Source organism: Pseudomonas sp. ZS1P83 (assembly GCF_054897825.1).
The window spans coordinates 3923679-3942658 of the sequence record NZ_CM142706.1; the positions used below are offsets into that span (position 1 = coordinate 3923679).

Genomic DNA, 18980 nt, shown 5'->3' on the forward strand with positions numbered 1-18980 from the left:
CGATGCCTCCAGACTAGGCAGCCATTGGCATTGCAGCAATCACCTTATGCGCCAGGCGCAGTGACCGTTGTGCTCAATTCGCAGCCATGAAAAAACCCGCCGAAGCGGGTTTTTTCAGTGAAGTCGTCTTATCTGACGTTGGTTGGGGTTGGGCCTTCAGCCACACCCAGGTCGTCTTCTTCACGCTCGTCGGAGATACCGCGACCGCCAGAAGCCAGTTCGGCGTGCATCACGTCGGTGTCCAGTTCCTTGACCCACTTGGCCACAACCAAGGTGGCAACCGCGTTACCGACCAGGTTGGTCAGGGCACGGGCTTCAGACATGAAGCGGTCGATACCGAGGATCAGCGCCAGGCCAGCTACCGGCAAGTGGCCAACGGCGGACAGGGTGGCAGCCAACACGATAAAACCACTACCGGTCACACCGGCAGCGCCTTTGGAGGACAGCAGCAACACCACCAGCAGGGTGATCTGGTGAGTGATGTCCATGTGGGTGTCGGTTGCCTGGGCAATGAACACCGCCGCCATGGTCAGGTAGATCGCAGTACCGTCGAGGTTGAACGAGTAACCGGTCGGGATCACCAGACCTACAACGGATTTCTTCGCACCCAGACGCTCCATTTTGATCAGCATGCGTGGCAGTACCGATTCCGAAGAAGAAGTACCCAGCACGATCAGCAGCTCTTCACGGATGTAGCGAATCACTTTCAGCACGCTGAAGCCGTGAGCGCGAGCGATACCGCCCAGCACCACCAGAACGAACAACAGGCAAGTGATGTAGAAGCACAACATCAGCTGGCCCAGTTGCACCAGCGAACCCACACCGTAGGCACCGATGGTGAACGCCATGGCACCGAAGGCACCGAGTGGCGCGAGTTTCATGATCATGTTGATGATGTTGAACATCACATGGGCGAAGCGATCGATGAAGTCCAGGATCGGCTTGCCGTAGGCACCCAGGCGATGCAGGGCGAAACCGAAGATCACCGAGAACATCAGCACTTGCAGGATATCGCCCGTGGCGAACGCGCCGACGATGGTGGACGGGATCACGTTCAGCAGGAAGCCAACGACGCTTTGATCAGCACCGGCCGCCACATAGGCCGCGACTTTGGAGGCATCCAACGTAGTGACGTCGATGTGCATGCCGGCACCCGGCTGCACAATGTTGACCACCACCAGACCGACCAGCAATGCGATGGTCGAAACGATTTCGAAATACAGCAGCGCGTAACCGCCGGTCTTGCCGACCGATTTCATGTTCTGCATGCCCGCGATACCGCTGACGACGGTGCAAAAGATGATCGGGGCGATGATCATTTTGATCAGTTTGATGAACCCGTCACCCAGCGGCTTGAGGGCCACACCGGTCTGCGGGTAGAAGTGACCGAGCAGGATGCCGATGGCAATAGCAACGATCACCTGGAAATACAGGGATTTGTACAGTGGCTGACGAGTCGTCATTGCAAAGTTCCTCAAGAGCGTCCCGCGACAACATCCATCTGTTGTCAACGACACCTCATTTGCGAACCCTCCTGCACTGGAGGGATTTGTTTTGTCGAGCTGCGCAACGGCAGGCATCTGCTGGTTGTATCGCAAGGCCCGTGCCACCTTCGTCAAAAAGCCTGCAAGCCTTTTGACATCAAGGGTTACAGGTTTTTCCTGGTCACTGCTCGATGACATCGATGTGGCGGATTCCCGCCCATCAGCCAAATCGCGTCCTACAATTTGGCGGATATCCGCCTTGTTCATCGTCGGCCTCACGGCTACCATCCGCCGTTCAATGGACGGATCTGCCTTTTATGCGCGAGCGCACCATCGCCAGTCATTTCGCCCGTGCAGCCCTCGGTGGTGCGCGAAGGCTGGGTTATGACTATTCGAACCTGTTGCAGCAACTCGGGATCAGCCCCGAATTGCTCGATGAACCCCGTGCGCGCATCGCGCCTGAGCAGTTCACCCGGTTGATTCAGGGGTTGTGGCTGGCACTGGACGACGAATACCTGGGCTTCGGGCCGGCACCGAGCAAAACCGGCAGCTTCGCGATGATGTGCCATGCGGTGATTCACTGCCGCAGTCTGGAGAAAGCGCTCAATCGCGGCCTGTTGTTTTATAGCCTGTTCCCCGAAGGTCCACGTCTGACCCTGACCCGCGAAGGCGAGATGATCCGCCTGAGCCTGGATGACTCGAAGTTCTGCGACCCGGACCACTTCCTCACCGAAAGCCAGCTGATGGTCTGGCATCGACTCGGCAGCTGGCTGATCGGCCAGCGCATTCGGCTGGAGCAGGCGACGTTCAGCTACCCGAGGCCCGAACACGGCGCCGAATACGATTTGCTGTTTTCCTGCCCATTGGAGTTTTCCGCCGCGCAGAGCGGCCTGCTGTTTCACAGTCGCTACCTGAACATGCCGCTGTTACAGGACGAACGAACACTCAAATATTTCCTCGAACGCTCCCCCGCCGACCTGTTGTCACGTCCGGATGACGGCGACAGTTTGAGCAGCCAACTACGCCGGTTGCTCAGACGCGACAGTTCACGCTGGCCGGACCTGGAAGCGGTGGCCGCGCACTTGCACATCAGCCCACAGACCTTGCGTCGGCATTTGCGGGAAGAAGGGTCGAGTTTTCAGGAATTGAAAGATCAGCTGCGAAGGGACATTGCGATTTATCACTTGGGGCGGGCGGATTTGTCGTTGCAACAGATTGCCGAGCAGCTCGGGTTTTCCGAGCCCTCGGCGTTTCATCGGGCGTTCAAGAAGTGGACGGGGGTGACGCCTGGGGCTTATCGCGCGAAAGAGAACTGAAGGCGCACCGATCGTTTACTGTGGATCGATGTTATCCAACGCCCGATTTACCGCCAGCTCCCCCAGCATGATGATTTGCGCAATACCCAACAGCGAATTGCGACTCGGCCCCTCCATATGATCCGCCAGATCCATGGTCATGACATTGGCCGAGGCCAGCGACTCGCAAGCGTGGGCCAGCAGGGTCTCGGTATCGAGCTCCGGGTTGACGATGAACATCGTGCTGGGTGTTCGCGGGGTGGCTTTGATGTGGGCAGCCGGGTTGAGGTAGTAATCGAGGGCGCGGTCGGCGGCTTCGTTGAGTATTTTGGAATCGGGGGTTTCGTAGGGGGAAACGTCGTCGGTTTCCGGAGGGTTGGGCGTGGCTTTGAACATGGTGATGCTCCTTGATTAGCGGAGCTGCCACCGTTCGCGGTCAAACGAAAAGGTGGCAGCTGTGCGCGGGTTGACCGACCGGAAATCAAGGTATCCGGCACACCCGAAGGTGTCCCGCGCACAGCCACCGCAAAAAAGCCTGAAGCTTTTCTTGGACACTGGTACGCCTTGATTGAATCGGACGGTCAAATCCGGACGCTGAATTGGCAGCGACCCGCAAACGATAGAGCCCAGACCCAAGGCGCACAAGCCGGCGGATTCTGGCGTAGTCGTAGGCAATGGCGCAAGGATGTGTAGCCTGAGTGAGTGTCTGGAGATGTGTTTTAAACACCGCTTAATGATCGTTCCCACGCTCTGCGACGCTCTGCGTGGGAAGATCAGTGGCAGCGGTCACACCACCGGAAAATGAATCCGAAACGCCGCCCCACCCATCGGCGAATCCCCCAGCGTCAGCTTCGCGCTATAGCTCTCAATGATGTCCTTGACCACCGCCAGCCCAATCCCCTGCCCCGGATGCTGCCGGTCCAGCCGTTCGCCCCTTTGCAGAATCCGCGCACGCTGATCCGGTGGCACGCCCGGCCCATCATCCTCAACGCACAATTCAATCCCGCCATGGATTTCGCGCACACTGATGCGCACTTCGCCCAGGCACAGGCGATAGGCGTTTTCCAGCAGGTTGCCCATCATTTCCAGCAAGGCGCCCTGCTCGATCGGCACATAACACTGTTCCGGCAAATCGAAAGCAACCCGCACGCGCTTGTCGCGGTAGACCTTGTCCAGGGTGTCACAGAGGCTTTGCAGCACCGGGCGCAAGCGCACCTGGTGGCGCACCAGACCGCTTTTGCGCAGGCTGGCGCGTTGCAGTTGATAGCTGATCTGCTGGCTCATGCGCTCGATCTGCGATTGCAGCACCCAGGCCTGATCGCGATTTGCCGGGCGCTGGGCCATGTCTTCGCTGACGCCTTGCAACACGGCCAGCGGGGTTTTCAGGCTGTGGGCCAGGTCGTCGAGGGAATCGCGATATCGGCTGCGTTGTTCACGCTCGCTGTGCAGCAAGCGGTTGAGGGAGCCGGTCAGGCGCAGCAGTTCGCGCGGGTGTTGTTCGCTGAGGCTTTCGCGGGTGCCGCTTTCGATTTCGTCCAGTTCTTGACTGAGCCGGCGCAAGGCCTGCAAGCCCCAGGTCAGACCAATCCACAGCAACGCGAGCAACACCAGCAAGGCTGCGCCGAAGCCCAGATACAGGTTTTCCCGCAGGCCTTCGAGGGTGTCTTCGTATTCGCGCACTGGTTGCAGCGCGACGATGCTGAACGCCGCGCTCTTGCCGCCCAGCAGTTTGACCTCGACGTCATAGGCGAAGAACTCCTGGCCGTTGACTTCGCTGATCCTCGCAAACTCGTTACCGCGTCCGTCGTAACGCGGTTTGTAATTGATGTTTTCTTGCTGGGTGCCCTTCGAACGCCAGACCAGGTGCCCTTCGCGATCATAGATGTAGCCGAGCAAACGGCTGTCAGTGAGGTTGAAACGCTCATCAGGTAACTGCGCCGGCATCTGCAAGCGGTTGTTTTCCACCCGGGCGGCGGAGATCAGCGTGGTGACGTCCGACGCCAGGCGTTGCTCGATCGAATCCTGCAACGCCAGGCTGAATGCGCCCTGCATGGCTGGCAGCAACGCCAGCATGAACAGCACCGCCAGGAGGGTGGCGGCGAGCATCAAGCGGACACGAAGGGAACGAATCAAGTGCAGCGCTCATTGAACAGGTAGCCGAGGCCACGCACGGTATCGATCGGTTTGAAGCCGGCCGGGCCTTCAAGTTTGCGGCGCAGACGACCGACCAGCACTTCGATCACGTTCGGATCGCGCTCGTCGTCGTCCGGGTAGAGTTGTTCCATCAAGCGGTCCTTGGCCACCACTTGCTGGTGATGACGCATCAGGTACTCGAGGATTCGGTACTCATACGCGGTCAGCGCCAGCGGTTGTTCATCGAGGGACGCCTGTTTGCGGTTGAGGTCCAGCAGCAAGGGCCCGGCGACGATGGTCGACTGGGTGAAACCGCTGGAGCGGCGCAGCAAGGCATTCAGGCGCGCGTCGAGTTCTTCGAACTGGAACGGCTTGACCACGTAATCGTCGGCGCCGGCGGCGAGGCCTTCGACCTTGTCCTGCCAGTTGCCGCGCGCGGTGAGGATCAGGATCGGGAAGGTCTTGGCGCGCGAGCGCAGTTGACGGATCAGGTCGAGCCCGCCCATGCCCGGCAAGCCGAGGTCGATCACCGCCAGGTCATGGTTGTACTGCTCGGTCTGGTACAGCGCCTCCTCGGCATTGGCCACGGACTCGACCACGTGGCCGCTATCCGTCAGGCGGGTTTGCAGGTGATGGCGCAACAGCGCTTCATCTTCGACGACCAGCAGTTTCATAACGCTCTCCCGGACAAATCAACATCTCCAGACGTACAACGACGCTTCACGATGGCTAACACGGCGACTGGCTGTGGCAGGACAGATCGTAGCGGCCCATGAGGTCTTCCTGACGGAGTTTAATGCCATTGTGTGTACTCGCGCTCAGGACGGTAAACGCCAGAAGCAGGTTCTTAAAGCCAGTCATTAGGGAATTTCCTCATGCGCTGCATGCTTTTTAGGTACGGGCAAGGTTACGCAATTGGCCCTGAACTCACCCTGAACGCACTCTGAACCTGAGCTGAATCAAATCGACCAAGCTGTTGTACGATCAGTGTGGGGCTACCCAGCACAAAGGCAACCCGGCAAAATGCCCACATGAATCGCGCCCCCGCCCTACCCGCCTGCTGCACCCCACTCGATGCCCATTGGCCGCTGCCATTTGCGCTGCCCGGTACGGTGCTGTTGAGCACTCACTTCGATACCTCGCAACTGGCCAGCGATGATTTCCAGCGCAGCGCCATCGAGCCGCCGGCCACCATCCAGCGTTCGGTTGCCAAGCGTCAGGCTGAGTTCCTCGCCGGGCGGGTGTGCGCTCGGGCGGCGTTGCAACAATTGGAAGGCTTGAGTTTTGTCCCGGCCATTGGTGAAGACCGGGCGCCGGTGTGGCCGACGCACATCACGGGCTCGATCACCCACAGCACCGGCCGGGCCGCGGCGATTGTCGCTAAAAAAGCCCACTGGCGCGGCTTGGGGATGGACCTGGAGAATCTGCTCAACCCTGAACGGGCCGAACGCCTGTCCGGGGAAATCCTCACCCCGCCTGAGTTGCAACGCATGACCGCCGACCGTCGCGATCAGCTGGCGATGTTGGTGACCCTGACGTTTTCGGTGAAGGAAAGCCTGTTCAAGGCGCTTTATCCGATCGTTCAGCAGCGCTTCTATTTCGAGCACGCCGAAGTGCTGGAGTGGACCGAGAGCGGTGAAGTGCGACTGCGGTTGCTGACGGATCTGTCCAGCGAGTGGCGCAGTGGCACTGAGCTGGATGCGCAGTTCGGGGTCATGGATGGGCAGTTGTTGAGTGTGGTCGGTATCAAGGCCTGAGGATCCTCAGTGTTTGGGAGGGCTCTTCGCGGGCAAGCCTCGCTCCTACAGAAACAACGCAATCCAAGGAGCGAGGCTTGCCCGCGAAGGCGATAGACCAGCCAATCGAGATCTCAACGCTTCTCCTGATTCCTCGGCCAGCTCAGACTGAAACACGCCCCGCCCAGGCTTTTGCTCTTGCTGATCAACGCCCGGCCATCATGCCAGTGGATGATTCGCCGCACGATGGACAACCCCAACCCATGCCCGCCCGAGGCGCGGGTGCGGCTGTCATCCAGACGCAGGAACGGCGTGAAAATCTTCTCCCAGGCCATTTCCGGCACGCCCGGCCCGTCATCCTCGACATCGACCCGACAGCGCTGCTGCCCTACCTGATAGCTGATGGTCACCCGTGATTGAGCGTGGCGCATGGCATTGCTCACCAGGTTCTGCAGCGCCCGGTGCAGGTAGCGCGGCTCGGCCTCGACCCACGCATCATCGTTGTCAGCGGCGGACAGGCACAACCCGCGCTGCACCGTGACGTCGGCGCGTAACGGCGCCAGTTCTTCAATCACCTGATTGACCAACACATCCAGATCGATCCGCTGAAAATTCAGCGCCGGTGAACCCTGCTCCAGCCGCGCGTAAGTGAGCATCTCGTCCACCAGCTTATCGAGGTCCTCGATGTCGTGGTCCATGCCTTCACAGTATTTTTCCAACGCCTGCGGCGTGGTGGCCGTGCCGATCATTTCCAGACCAAAACGCAGTCGCGCCACGGGTGTGCGCAGCTCGTGAGACACCGCACGCACCAACTCACGCTGGATCGCCAGCAACTGCTGCAAGTGCTCGGCCATCCCGTTGAACGCCGAGGCCAGCCGTCCCACCGAGTCCGCGCCGCGCGCCGGAACGCGGGTTTCCAGGCTGCCTTTGGCAATGCGCGTAGCGGCCGCTTCCAGACCACGCAAACGGCGCTCAAGTTGCCGCACCAGCAGATAGACGATCAAACCGATCAGGCTCAACCCTAGGGCGGCGATCAACACCAGCCACTCCGGCGGATAAGGGTTCATCTGATACAACGGACCGATTTCCAGCACCCACGGCGTACCGACCATGCCGGCAAACACCCGGATCGAATCGCCGCCCTTGCCCAGCGCCATCACCGTGTCGCCTTCGGACACCCGGCGACTCTGGTCCTCGTCCATGTCCGCCTGCTCGATCGTCACCAGCCGCAAGTCGAAACCAAACCCTTTATCGCGCTTCAACTGCGCCAGGCGTTCGGGCTGCTCGGCCACCGGATAGCGCACCAGTTCATCGGCCAGCAGGTAAATAGTCGCCCGGGCCAGTTGCTCGCTGATCTGCTGGACTTCCCCCGTCAGCACCACCTGTTCCTTGTCGCTGACCAACCGGTAAACCTTCGCTGCATGCGGGCCGGTCTGTTCCACCAGCGCCTGACCACGCAGCACTCGAGTGCGCTGAGTGAGGTCGAGGTCGGTCTGGGCGAAGGTTTTCAGTGCCAACGGAATCCCGAGCAACCGCTCCCACACCAGCAAGGCACGGTGGCGCTCGGTCTCGTTCATCGGGCTCAGGTTGTCGGCCATCAGCGAGAACGTGCCGTGGGCCAGGCGTTCTCGGTATTGCTCGCTGCGCACCTGGTTGAGCAAGTGCAAGGCCAGCACGCCGAGTACCGCCACCAGAATCAGCGCCGCGCACATGCCGCCGTAAATGCGCAGGAAGATCGAGTTCACAGCGTGCAGGCTTGCGGAACGAACAGATAACCTTTACTGCGGATGGTCTTGATCAGCCGCGGATGCTCCGGGTCATCGCCGATCTTGGGGCGGATGCGCGAGATACGCACGTCGATGGAACGGTCCTGGCCGTCATAGCCAATACCGCGTAGCGCGGTGAAAATCTCTTCTCGGGACAGGATGCGCCCGGCGTTGGCCACCAGCAGCCAGAGCAGATCGAACTCGGCGCTGGTCAGTTCGATGCCGTTGTCATTCAGCCAGGCTTCGCGCAGTGCGTTGTCCACCACCAACGGGCCAAACTGCAGACGCCGTTGTTTTTCCGGCGCCACTTCAGGGGCTTCACTGCGTCGCAACAAGGCCTGGATACGCGCCAGCAGCAGACGTGGGCGAACCGGTTTGCACACGTAGTCGTCGGCGCCCAGGTCGAGGCCAAGAATCTGGTCGGTGTCGTCGGTGCGGGCGGTGAGCATCAGGATCGGGCCGTCATACTTGTCGCGGACCTTGCGGCAGATACTCAGGCCATCCTCACCCGGTAACATCAGGTCGAGGATCACCAGGTCCGGTTTCTCCTTGATGATCCGTGCCGCGGCCAAGGCGCCATTGCCCTCGATCAATACGCGCAGGCCATTGGCTTCGAGGTAATCGCGGGTCAGTTCAGCCAGACGCTGGTCGTCCTCGACAATCAATACCTGCCAGGCTTCTTGTTCCACGGTGACCTCTGCTTGCCAACAACACTAATAAGGAAGGATCCGCCCGTCTTTTTGTAATGATTGGGGAGGATAAGAATGCGTACGCACTGGCCGATTGTATAAACGTCGCTCGCTGAGAACACAAGCCGGTAAATGCGTTCGGACAACCCGGTTTTTTGTGATAGGGTTCGCGCCCTTAAAAATCCAACTGGCCGTTTTCAATCATTGAAAATCAGTGAAAAACGGTCCGCTCCAGCTACGTCGCGGCCTACACGCTCGTTCCACCTTTCACACACAATTTACGCACAGGTTTATCCACAGGTAGTACGTTGCAATCCCCCCCCAAAACGCATTATCTTGTAGCCCGGCGCGAAAAAAACCCTACATGTAGGGTTTTGCGTAAAAAACCAAACACAAACCAGACACCAATTTCAAGCGCTTTTATTGCCTCTTTCCTGTTGAACCAAACGAATTTTTGAAAGACCAAACCGCGCGTGCGGATGGCTGCTGTTTTTCAGCCCCAAGGGGAGAAACGGTACGGGTGTTGCAGTCCCCAACTGTCACCCAGGCAAGGAACTCGGTCTCAGGCACATGGCTTGATACCAAAGACTTCGGCATGGAAGCGGCGCTCAATAGCCCCCCTTCCTGACTGTCCCGAAGTTGGTATGCCCGGCACTCGCCGGTTGTAGTGCTTCAGGACGGAACGGTGGGCACCGTGATGGTGCCCAAACAAACATAGAGAATGTGGAGACACCCATGCAAACCGACACAACTCGCGAGAACCCGCAGGGCACCTTGCCGCAGGCCGCTGATTCGACTTCGGATCTGTCCGCCACCGCGCCTGGCCAGCTGCGCGTGATCAAGCGTAACGGCACTGTCGTTCCTTACACCGATGACAAGATTACCGTCGCCATCACCAAAGCGTTTCTTGCAGTTGAGGGCGGCACCGCTGCCGCTTCGTCGCGAATCCACGACACCGTTGCCCGTCTGACCGAACAAGTCACCGCGACCTTCAAGCGTCGCATGCCATCGGGCGGCACGATCCACATCGAAGAAATCCAGGACCAGGTCGAACTGGCCCTGATGCGTGCCGGCGAGCAGAAAGTTGCGCGCGACTACGTGATCTACCGTGACGGTCGTTCGAAAGAACGCGCCGCCCACGCACCGGCCGAGGAAGCGGTCAACGCTCACCCGTCGATCCGCATCACCCGCGCCGACGGCACCTTTGCGCCTCTGGACATGGACCGCCTGAACACCATCGTCACCGAAGCGTGCGAAGGCCTTGCAGAAGTCGACGGCGACCTGATCCAGCGCGAAACCCTGAAAAACCTGTACGACGGCGTGGCCCTGACCGACGTCAACACCGCGTTGGTGATGACCGCCCGTACGCTGGTCGAGCGTGAGCCGAACTACTCGTTCGTGACCGCTCGCCTGCTGATGGACACCCTGCGTGCCGAAGGCCTGAGCTTCCTGGAAGTCGCCGAAAGCGCGACCCACCACGAAATGGTCGACCTGTACGCCAAGGCCCTGCCTTCGTACATCGCCAAGGGTATCCAATTCGAATTGCTGAACCCGGTCCTCGCTACCTTCGACCTGGAAAAGCTCGGCAAGGCGATCAACCACGAGCGCGATCAGCAGTTCACGTACCTGGGCCTGCAAACCCTGTACGACCGTTACTTTATCCACAAGGACGGTATCCGCTTCGAACTGCCGCAAATCTTCTTCATGCGTGTGGCCATGGGCCTGGCGATCGAAGAGAAGAACAAAGAAGACCGTGCGATCGAGTTCTACAACCTGTTGTCGTCCTTCGACTACATGTCCTCGACCCCAACCCTGTTCAACGCCGGCACCCTGCGTCCACAGCTGTCGAGCTGCTACCTGACCACCGTGCCGGATGACCTGTCGGGCATCTACCACGCGATCCACGACAACGCCATGTTGTCCAAATTCGCGGGCGGCCTGGGTAACGACTGGACGCCGGTTCGTGCCTTGGGTTCGTACATCAAGGGCACCAACGGCAAATCCCAGGGCGTTGTTCCATTCCTGAAAGTAGTGAACGACACCGCCGTAGCCGTTAACCAGGGTGGCAAGCGCAAAGGCGCTGTCTGTGCCTACCTGGAAACCTGGCACATGGACATTGAAGAGTTCATCGAACTGCGCAAGAACACCGGTGATGATCGTCGTCGTACCCACGACATGAACACTGCCAACTGGATCCCTGACCTGTTCATGAAGCGCGTCTTCGATGACGGCAAGTGGACCCTGTTCTCGCCGTCCGAAGTTCCGGATCTGCACGACCTGACCGGTAAGGCTTTCGAAGAGCGCTACGAGTACTACGAAGCGCTGTCCGAGTACCCGGGCAAGATCAAGCTGTTCAAGACCATCCAGGCCAAAGACCTGTGGCGCAAAATGCTGTCCATGCTGTTTGAAACCGGCCACCCATGGCTGACCTTCAAAGATCCGTGCAACCTGCGCAGCCCGCAGCAGCACGTCGGCGTGGTTCACAGCTCGAACCTGTGCACCGAGATCACCTTGAACACCAACAAGGACGAGATCGCCGTTTGCAACCTGGGGTCGATCAACCTGCCGAACCACATCACCAACGGCAAGCTCGACACCGCCAAGCTGGAACGTACCGTGAACACCGCCGTTCGCATGCTCGATAACGTTATCGACATCAACTACTACTCGGTGCCACAAGCAAAGAACTCCAACTTCAAGCACCGTCCGGTCGGTCTGGGCATCATGGGCTTCCAGGACGCTTTGTACCTGCAGCACATTCCTTACGGTTCCGACGCTGCCGTCGAGTTCGCCGACAAGTCGATGGAAGCGGTCAGCTACTACGCGATCCAGGCTTCCTGCGACCTGGCCGACGAGCGCGGCGCCTACGAGACGTTCCAGGGTTCGCTGTGGTCCAAAGGCATCCTGCCACTGGATTCGCAACAGATCCTGATCGAGCAACGTGGCCAGAAGTACATCGACGTTGACCTGAACGAATCCCTGGACTGGGCACCGGTTCGCGCCCGTGTTCAGAAAGGCATTCGTAACTCCAACATCATGGCCATCGCACCGACCGCGACCATCGCCAACATCACTGGCGTATCTCAGTCGATCGAGCCGACCTACCAGAACCTCTACGTGAAATCGAACCTGTCGGGCGAATTCACCGTGATCAACCCGTACCTGGTTCGCGACCTGAAGGCTCGCGGTCTGTGGGACTCGGTCATGATCAACGACCTGAAGTACTACGACGGTTCGGTTCAGCAAATCGAGCGCATCCCGCAAGAACTCAAAGAGCTCTACGCGACCGCCTTCGAAGTGGACACCAAGTGGATCGTTGACGCGGCCAGCCGTCGTCAGAAGTGGATCGACCAGGCTCAGTCCCTGAACCTGTACATCGCCGGTGCATCGGGCAAGAAGCTGGACGTGACTTACCGCATGGCTTGGTACCGTGGCCTGAAAACCACTTACTACCTCCGTGCCCTGGCCGCGACCAGCACCGAGAAGTCGACCATCAACACCGGCAAGCTGAACGCTGTCTCCAGCGGCGGCAACCACGGTGAAGATTCGGTCCTGGCAGCGCCTGCCGGTCCTGCTCCAGTGCCGAAGGCTTGCGCCATCGACGAGCCGGATTGCGAAGCTTGCCAATAAGCTGAGCCGGTAGGCGCTGCAAGGCGCTTACTCGAAACCCCCGACAGGCCTCTGGTTTGTCGGGGGTTTTCTTTTGTCTGGGGAAAAATAACCGGGCGAAAAAAACGGCGAAAACCTGGATTTCAGGTTTCGCCGTTTTTTAACTACCGCCTAGCCATCAGACCATCGACAGCTCAGCCGATGCCTGGCCTACCACCGGAATGGTGAAAGACTCACCATTGTTGGTGTAGAACGTTTCGATGGTGTTGGCGCCGTTGTACCAGTCCTTCAGGAACACGCCGGAGTCCAGGTTGCCGCTTTGCAGGTCGGCGGCGTTGAAGATGTAGGCGCCCTGATCGTTTTGCATGATCCGGACATCACTGACACTCTGGATGTTCTTCAGGGTGACAATGTCGATACCCGTGGTACCGTCATCGAAAATGGCAACCATGGTTTTCGAGGAAACGAAGTACTGATCGCCTCCTTCACCACCATAGCCATCACCCGAGCCGCTCATGTACAACTTGTCGGCACCCGCTCCACCACGCAGTTCATAGCCTTGACCGATCGCAATCAGCTCGTCGTTCCCGTCCCCTCCGTCGGCAATCCCCGAAAGAACCGTGATGCTGTCATCGCCGGCATCACCGTAGTAGATCGAGCCGGCATCACGCACATAGCCAATGATGTAGTCATTACCGTTACCACCATGAATGATATCGGCCTGATTGACGGTCGAGAACGTGCCTGTCAGAGCACCGGTATCGGTGAAGCTATGACCGTACAGGATGTCGTTGCCGTCACCGCCGTCGATGATGTCGTTACCATCTCCGCCCTCGATCATGTTGGCCATGGCATTACCCGTCAGCGTGTCGTTGAACACGGAGCCGACCAGGTTATCAATGTTGCTGAGCGCATCACCCTCGGCATCGCCCCCGGTGCCCGCACCGGTCAGCAGATTGACCTGAACTGCTGCAGAGCTGTTGACGTACCACGCAGCGTCACCGCGCCCCACGCCGATCAGGACATCCGCACCGCCGCCGCCGACAAAGCTTTCTTTCGCGCCGGCACTGCCGGTGAAGGTGTCGGCATAGCTCGAACCCTGGAAGGCTTCGATAGAGGTGTATACATCGCCTGCTGCCACGCCCGTCAACAACGGAGCACTCAGATCAAGGGTGACGCCCGAGCTTTCATAGGCAAAAGTCAGGAAATCGACACCTGAGCCGCCATCGAACCGATCCGCGCCAGCACCGCCAATGAAGATATCGCCAGCGTTGGATCCGGTGATCTGTTCGATACCGCTGTAGGTATCCCCTGCTGCTGATCCCCCACCGGCAACGCCGGTTTTGGTACTGATGATCGCCGAGTTGCTGTCGGCATAACTGACGGTGTCAAAACCTGCTCCGCCAATCAGCTGATCCGCACCCGCGCCACCGAACAGGACGTCATTGCCCGCACCGCCGGTGATGATGTTGTCACCAGCGTTGCCGCGACCGGTGAAGTTGCCCGTGCCGGTATAGGTCAGACGCTCCACTTCCGCGTTCAGGGTGTAGCTGGCCTGAGTGGTACGTACCTCGTCGTCCCCCCCTTCCGCCAGTTCGTTCACCTGGACTGTAGAGGTGCCATTGGCGAAGTAGATGTCGTTGCCCAATCCACCGCTGAAGGTGATCGGCCCGGCCGTGGCTGTGAACTGATCGTCGAAGGCTGTCCCGATAATGTTCTCGAAGTTACTGAACACATCGCCTTGTGCATCGCCCCCCACACCCGTGCCGCCGTTATTGGCGACCGTGATGACGATGGCCTGGGCAGAACTGGAGTAGTCCAGTTTATCGATGCCGCCGACACCATCAAGGACATCGGCCTGAGCACTGGCAATGAAGGTATCGCCGTAAGACGAGCCACGGAACGCCTCGATCCCGGAAAAGGTGTCCCCGGCAGCGATCCCGGTGTGCACACCGGTCTTGAGGTTCAGTGTCACACCGGCGCCGGTGTATTCGTCTTCATAACTGACGGTGTCAGTGCCCGCACCACCGATCAATTGATCCGCACCGGCGCCGCCCATGAGCAGATCATTGCCAGTGCCGCCGGTAATGATGTTGTCGCTCGCGTTACCCACACCCCTGAAGTTGCCAATCCCCACACCGGTATAGGTCAGGCGCTCGACACCGGCATTCAGCACGCCAGTGGCCTGATTGGTGCGTACTTCGTCATCGCCGCCGTCGACGGTTTCGATGACGGTCAGGGTGGCAGTGCCGTTAACGATGTAGACATCATTGCCCGCGCCGCCGCTGAAGGTTATCGCGCCCGCCGTGACGGTGAACTGATCGTCCTGGCTGGTACCGATAATGTTCTCGAAGTTGCTGAACATATCACCCTGCGCGTCACCGCCCACTCCGACGCCGCCACCATTGGTGACGGACATAATGATGGCTTGCGCGGAACCGGAATAATCCAGTTTGTCGATGCCGCCGGCGCCATCGAGGGTATCGACCGCGGTACTGGCGACGAATGTATCGCCATAGGCTGAACCACGGAACGCCTCGATACCGCTGAAAGTGTCGCCCTGTGCCAGGCCGGTATGCTCACCGGTCTTCAGGTTGAGGGTTACCCCAGCCCCGGTGGTGTCATCTTCATAGCTGACGGTGTCGATACCGGCACCACCGATGAGCTGGTCAGCACCCGCTCCACCCATGAGCACATCGTTGCCCGCGCCACCGCTGATGATGTTGTCACCGGCATTGCCCCGCCCGGTGAAGTTGCCGCTGCCGGTATAAGTCAGACGTTCGATTTCCGCACCCAGCGATCCGCTGACCTGACTGGTACGCACCTCGTCATCGCCACCGCCTGCCGTTTCGATGGCATTGAGAACACCCGTGCCGTCGACGATGTAAACATCGTTGCCTGCCCCGCCATTGATGCCCATCGTTCCAGCGTTTACGGTGAACCGGTCAGCGTAAGCCGAGCCGATGACCCACTCCATATTGCTGAACTGGTCGCCTTGAGCATCCCCACCCAACCCTGTGCCGGCGCCACTGGCGACGGAAATGTTGATGGCCTGGTTCGAACCGGAGTAATCCAGTCTGTCGCTACCGGCACCGCCATCCAGGATGTCGGCCGCCTCACTAGCGAAGAAGGTATCGCCATACGCCGACCCCCGAATGGACTCGATGCTGTCGAAGGTATCCCCCAGGGCCAGACCTGTGTGCACGCCGGTCTTCAGATTGAGGGTTACACCGACACCGGTGTTTTCATCCTCATAACTCACGGTGTCCATGCCGGCTCCGCCGATGAACCGATCCGCGCCCGCTCCCCCGATGAACACATCATTGCCGACGCCACCGGTAATGATGTTGTCACCTGTATTGCCACGACCGGTGAAGTTGGCTGTGCCGGTGTAAGTCAGGAATTCAACATTCGCGGCCAGTGTTGCATTGACCTGGCTGGTCCGCACCTCGTCGATACCGCCGCCGGCCGCTTCGACGACGCTCATCGAGCCCGTTCCGCTGACGACATAAACGTCGTTGCCGGCACCACCACTAAATGACATTGATCCGGCAGTCACGGTGAAGGTGTCGTCGTAGTCCGTACCTACAATCGATTCCATGTTGCTGTAGACATCGCCCTGAGCATCGCCGCCCACACCAACGCCTGCACCGTTGACCACGTTCATGTTAATGGCCTGACCGGAGGTGGAATAGCTCAAGGTATCGGCACCCGCAGAACCGTCAAACGTATCCACGCTGCTGCCACTGATGAATGTATCGCCCCAGTTGGTGCCCTTGAACACTTCGATGCCGACAAAGGTGTCGCCCTGGGCCACGTTGGTATGAACACCGGTTTTCAGGTTCAGCGTAACGGACGTGGCGTTCGATACATCTTCATAGCTGACGGTATCGATACCCGCACCGCCGATGAACTGGTCGGCACCGGCGCCGCCAATCAACAGGTCGTCGCCCGCACCGCCCGTGATGATGTTGTCACCGGCGTTGCCGACGCCCTTGAAGTTGCCCGTGCCGGTGAAGGTCAGGCGCTCGACGTTGGCCGCCAGCGTCATGTTGTTTTGAGTGGTGCGAACCTCGTCATCTCCGCCGCCGGCGGCTTCCACGATGCCTGCGTAGGCAGTACCGTTGATGACGTAGACATCATTGCCCGCACCACCATTGAGCGCCAGCCCGCCACCGTTGAGCGTGAACGTATCGTTGAAAGCCGAGCCGACGATGGTTTCCACGTTGGTGAACGAGTCGCCTTGGGCATCGCCTCCTGTGCCGGTGCCTACCCCACCAACGGAGGAAAGAATGTTGATGGCCTGGTCAGACGTCGAGTAGCTCAGGGTATCGTTGCCCTGAAGACCGTCGAAGGTATCGGCTGCGGCGCCGCTGACGAAGGTGTCGCCGTAGTTCGTGCCCTTGTAGAGTTCGATCCCGCTGAAGGTATCGCCCACGGCAACACTGGTGTGTACACCGGTCTTGAGGTTGAGCGTCACGGGAATGGCGCTCACCACATCTTCGTAACTGACCGTGTCAAAACCGGCGCCGCCGATGAACTGGTCGGCACCCGCGCCGCCAATCAAAAGATCGTCGCCCGCGCCGCCCGTGATGATGTTGTCACCGGCGTTGCCGACGCCCTTGAAGTTGCCCGTGCCGGTGAAGGTCAGGCGCTCGACGTTGGCCGCCAGCGTCATGTTGTTTTGAGTGGTGCGAACCTCGTCATCTCCGCCGCCGGCGGCTTCCACGATGCCTGCGTAGGCAGTACCGTTGATGACGTAGACATCATTGCCCGCACCACCATTGAGCGCCAGCCCGCCACCGTTGAGCGTGAACGTATCGTTGAAAGCCGAGCCGACGATGGTTTCCACGTTGGTGAACGAGTCGCCTTGGGCATCGCCTCCTGTGCCGGTGCCTACCCCACCAACGGAGGAAAGAATGTTGATGGCCTGGTCAGACGTCGAGTAGCTCAGGGTATCGTTGCCCTGAAGACCGTCGAAGGTATCGGCTGCGGCGCCGCTGACGAAGGTGTCGCCGTAGTTCGTGCCCTTGTAGAGTTCGATCCCGCTGAAGGTATCGCCCACGGCAACACTGGTGTGTACACCGGTCTTGAGGTTGAGCGTCACGGGAATGGCGCTCACCACATCTTCGTAACTGACCGTGTCAAAACCGGCGCCGCCGATGAACTGGTCGGCACCCGCGCCGCCAATCAAAAGATCGTCGCCCGCGCCGCCCGTGATGATGTTGTCACCGGCGTTGCCGACGCCCTTGAAGTTGCCCGTGCCGGTGAAGGTCAGGCGCTCGACGTTGGCCGCCAGCGTCATGTTGTTTTGAGTGGTGCGAACCTCGTCATCTCCGCCGCCGGCGGCTTCCACGATGCCTGCGTAGGCAGTACCGTTGATGACGTAGACATCATTGCCCGCACCACCATTGAGCGCCAGCCCGCCACCGTTGAGCGTGAACGTATCGTTGAAAGCCGAGCCGACGATGGTTTCCACGTTGGTGAACGAGTCGCCTTGGGCATCACCTCCTGTGCCGGTGCCTACCCCACCAATGGAGGAAAGAATGTTGATGGCCTGGGCGGACGTCGAGTAATCCAGGATGTCGTTGCCCTGATTGCCATCGAAGGTATCGGCCGCGGCACCACTGATAAATGTGTCGGCGTAGTTCGTGCCTTTGAATATTTCGATATCGGTAAACGTATCGCCCTTGGCCGCACCGGTGTGTACACCCGTCTTGAGGTTCAGCGTCACGGAGATGGCGTTGACTACATCCTCATAACTCGCGGTATCGATACCCGCACCGCCGTTGATCTGGTCAGCCCCGTCACCGCCCATCAACAGATCATTGCCGGCGCCGCCATTCAAAACATCATCGCCGGCCAGACCCCGTATCTGATCATCACCTGCAGTGCCCACCAGGGTATCTGCCGCGTTGGTGCCATTTATAACTGCCATTACATCTTCCTTGTGTGTGTGTCAGAAACTACGCAGAAACGCCAGGCACTCTGGGGTTAACCCTCTCTGAACGTGCACTGGGCGTGATTACTTGTTGGATTGAGCAGGCAATACAGCACCCTCGGTGCGGCGGCGACTGGAAGCGCTTAGGCGCAGCGCCAACGCCCTGACCGATAGGCAACAGAAACTTGATAACGCGGGTAGAACGCCGCTCGGATGGCAGCACTCTATTGTTGTCAGTTGCAACGCCAGGACCGGCGCACTGACAGCTTTATGACTCTTCACAGGTATTCCATCCCTTGAGTTTTTTTATGACATCCATGTCAGCGC

10 protein-coding genes are annotated in these 18980 nt (G+C 59.4%); 3 read left to right on the forward strand and 7 right to left on the reverse strand.

Annotated features, from left to right (window positions below; all coding sequences use genetic code 11):
• Nucleotides 1-128: 128 nt before the first annotated feature.
• Nucleotides 129-1463, reverse strand: coding sequence for a dicarboxylate/amino acid:cation symporter (locus ACYZT0_RS18740; RefSeq protein WP_462042478.1), 1335 nt, complete (start codon nt 1461-1463; stop codon nt 129-131).
• A 338-nt stretch (nt 1464-1801) separates the two neighbouring features.
• Between ACYZT0_RS18740 and ACYZT0_RS18745 the strand changes: the two genes are divergently transcribed.
• Nucleotides 1802-2800 (forward strand): AraC family transcriptional regulator, encoded by a 999-nt coding sequence (locus ACYZT0_RS18745; protein ID WP_462042479.1) that lies wholly within the window; start codon nt 1802-1804, stop codon nt 2798-2800.
• 15 nt (nt 2801-2815) lie between these two features.
• Here ACYZT0_RS18745 and ACYZT0_RS18750 read toward each other — a convergent pair whose 3' ends face one another.
• The 3 genes from ACYZT0_RS18750 to ACYZT0_RS18760 form a co-directional block, all read right to left on the reverse strand.
• Nucleotides 2816-3175 carry a DUF6124 family protein gene (locus ACYZT0_RS18750; RefSeq protein WP_462042480.1) on the reverse strand — a complete coding sequence of 120 codons (360 nt, stop codon included), beginning with the start codon at nt 3173-3175 and terminating at the stop codon, nt 2816-2818.
• Nucleotides 3176-3565: 390 nt separating this feature from the next.
• Nucleotides 3566-4912 carry an ATP-binding protein gene (locus ACYZT0_RS18755; RefSeq protein WP_462042481.1) on the reverse strand — a complete coding sequence of 449 codons (1347 nt, stop codon included), beginning with the start codon at nt 4910-4912 and terminating at the stop codon, nt 3566-3568.
• Nucleotides 4909-5586, reverse strand: coding sequence for a response regulator (locus ACYZT0_RS18760; protein ID WP_462042482.1), 678 nt, complete (start codon nt 5584-5586; stop codon nt 4909-4911). Before ACYZT0_RS18760 ends, ACYZT0_RS18755 begins: the two co-directional genes overlap by 4 nt.
• Nucleotides 5587-5943: 357 nt before the next feature.
• Between ACYZT0_RS18760 and ACYZT0_RS18765 the strand changes: the two genes are divergently transcribed.
• On the forward strand, nt 5944-6669 hold the full coding sequence (locus ACYZT0_RS18765) for a 4'-phosphopantetheinyl transferase family protein (protein ID WP_462042483.1): 726 nt from the start codon (nt 5944-5946) through the stop codon (nt 6667-6669).
• 113 nt (nt 6670-6782) lie between these two features.
• On the opposite strand, the gene ACYZT0_RS18770 is transcribed toward ACYZT0_RS18765, so the two are convergent.
• A complete protein-coding gene (locus ACYZT0_RS18770) occupies nt 6783-8393 on the reverse strand; it encodes an ATP-binding protein (RefSeq protein WP_462042484.1) in 1611 nt (536 codons plus the stop codon).
• Nucleotides 8390-9103 carry a response regulator gene (locus tag ACYZT0_RS18775; RefSeq protein WP_462042485.1) on the reverse strand — a complete coding sequence of 238 codons (714 nt, stop codon included), beginning with the start codon at nt 9101-9103 and terminating at the stop codon, nt 8390-8392. The genes ACYZT0_RS18770 and ACYZT0_RS18775 overlap by 4 nt, the downstream gene beginning before the upstream one ends.
• Before the next feature lie 735 nt (nt 9104-9838).
• Here ACYZT0_RS18775 and ACYZT0_RS18780 point away from each other — a divergent pair.
• Entirely contained in the window at nt 9839-12733 is a 2895-nt protein-coding gene (locus tag ACYZT0_RS18780; RefSeq protein ID WP_462042486.1) for a ribonucleoside-diphosphate reductase subunit alpha, read from the forward strand.
• A gap of 157 nt (nt 12734-12890) precedes the next feature.
• On the opposite strand, the gene ACYZT0_RS18785 is transcribed toward ACYZT0_RS18780, so the two are convergent.
• Nucleotides 12891-18650 carry a hypothetical protein gene (locus ACYZT0_RS18785; RefSeq protein WP_462042487.1) on the reverse strand — a complete coding sequence of 1920 codons (5760 nt, stop codon included), beginning with the start codon at nt 18648-18650 and terminating at the stop codon, nt 12891-12893.
• Nucleotides 18651-18980 lie beyond the last annotated feature (330 nt).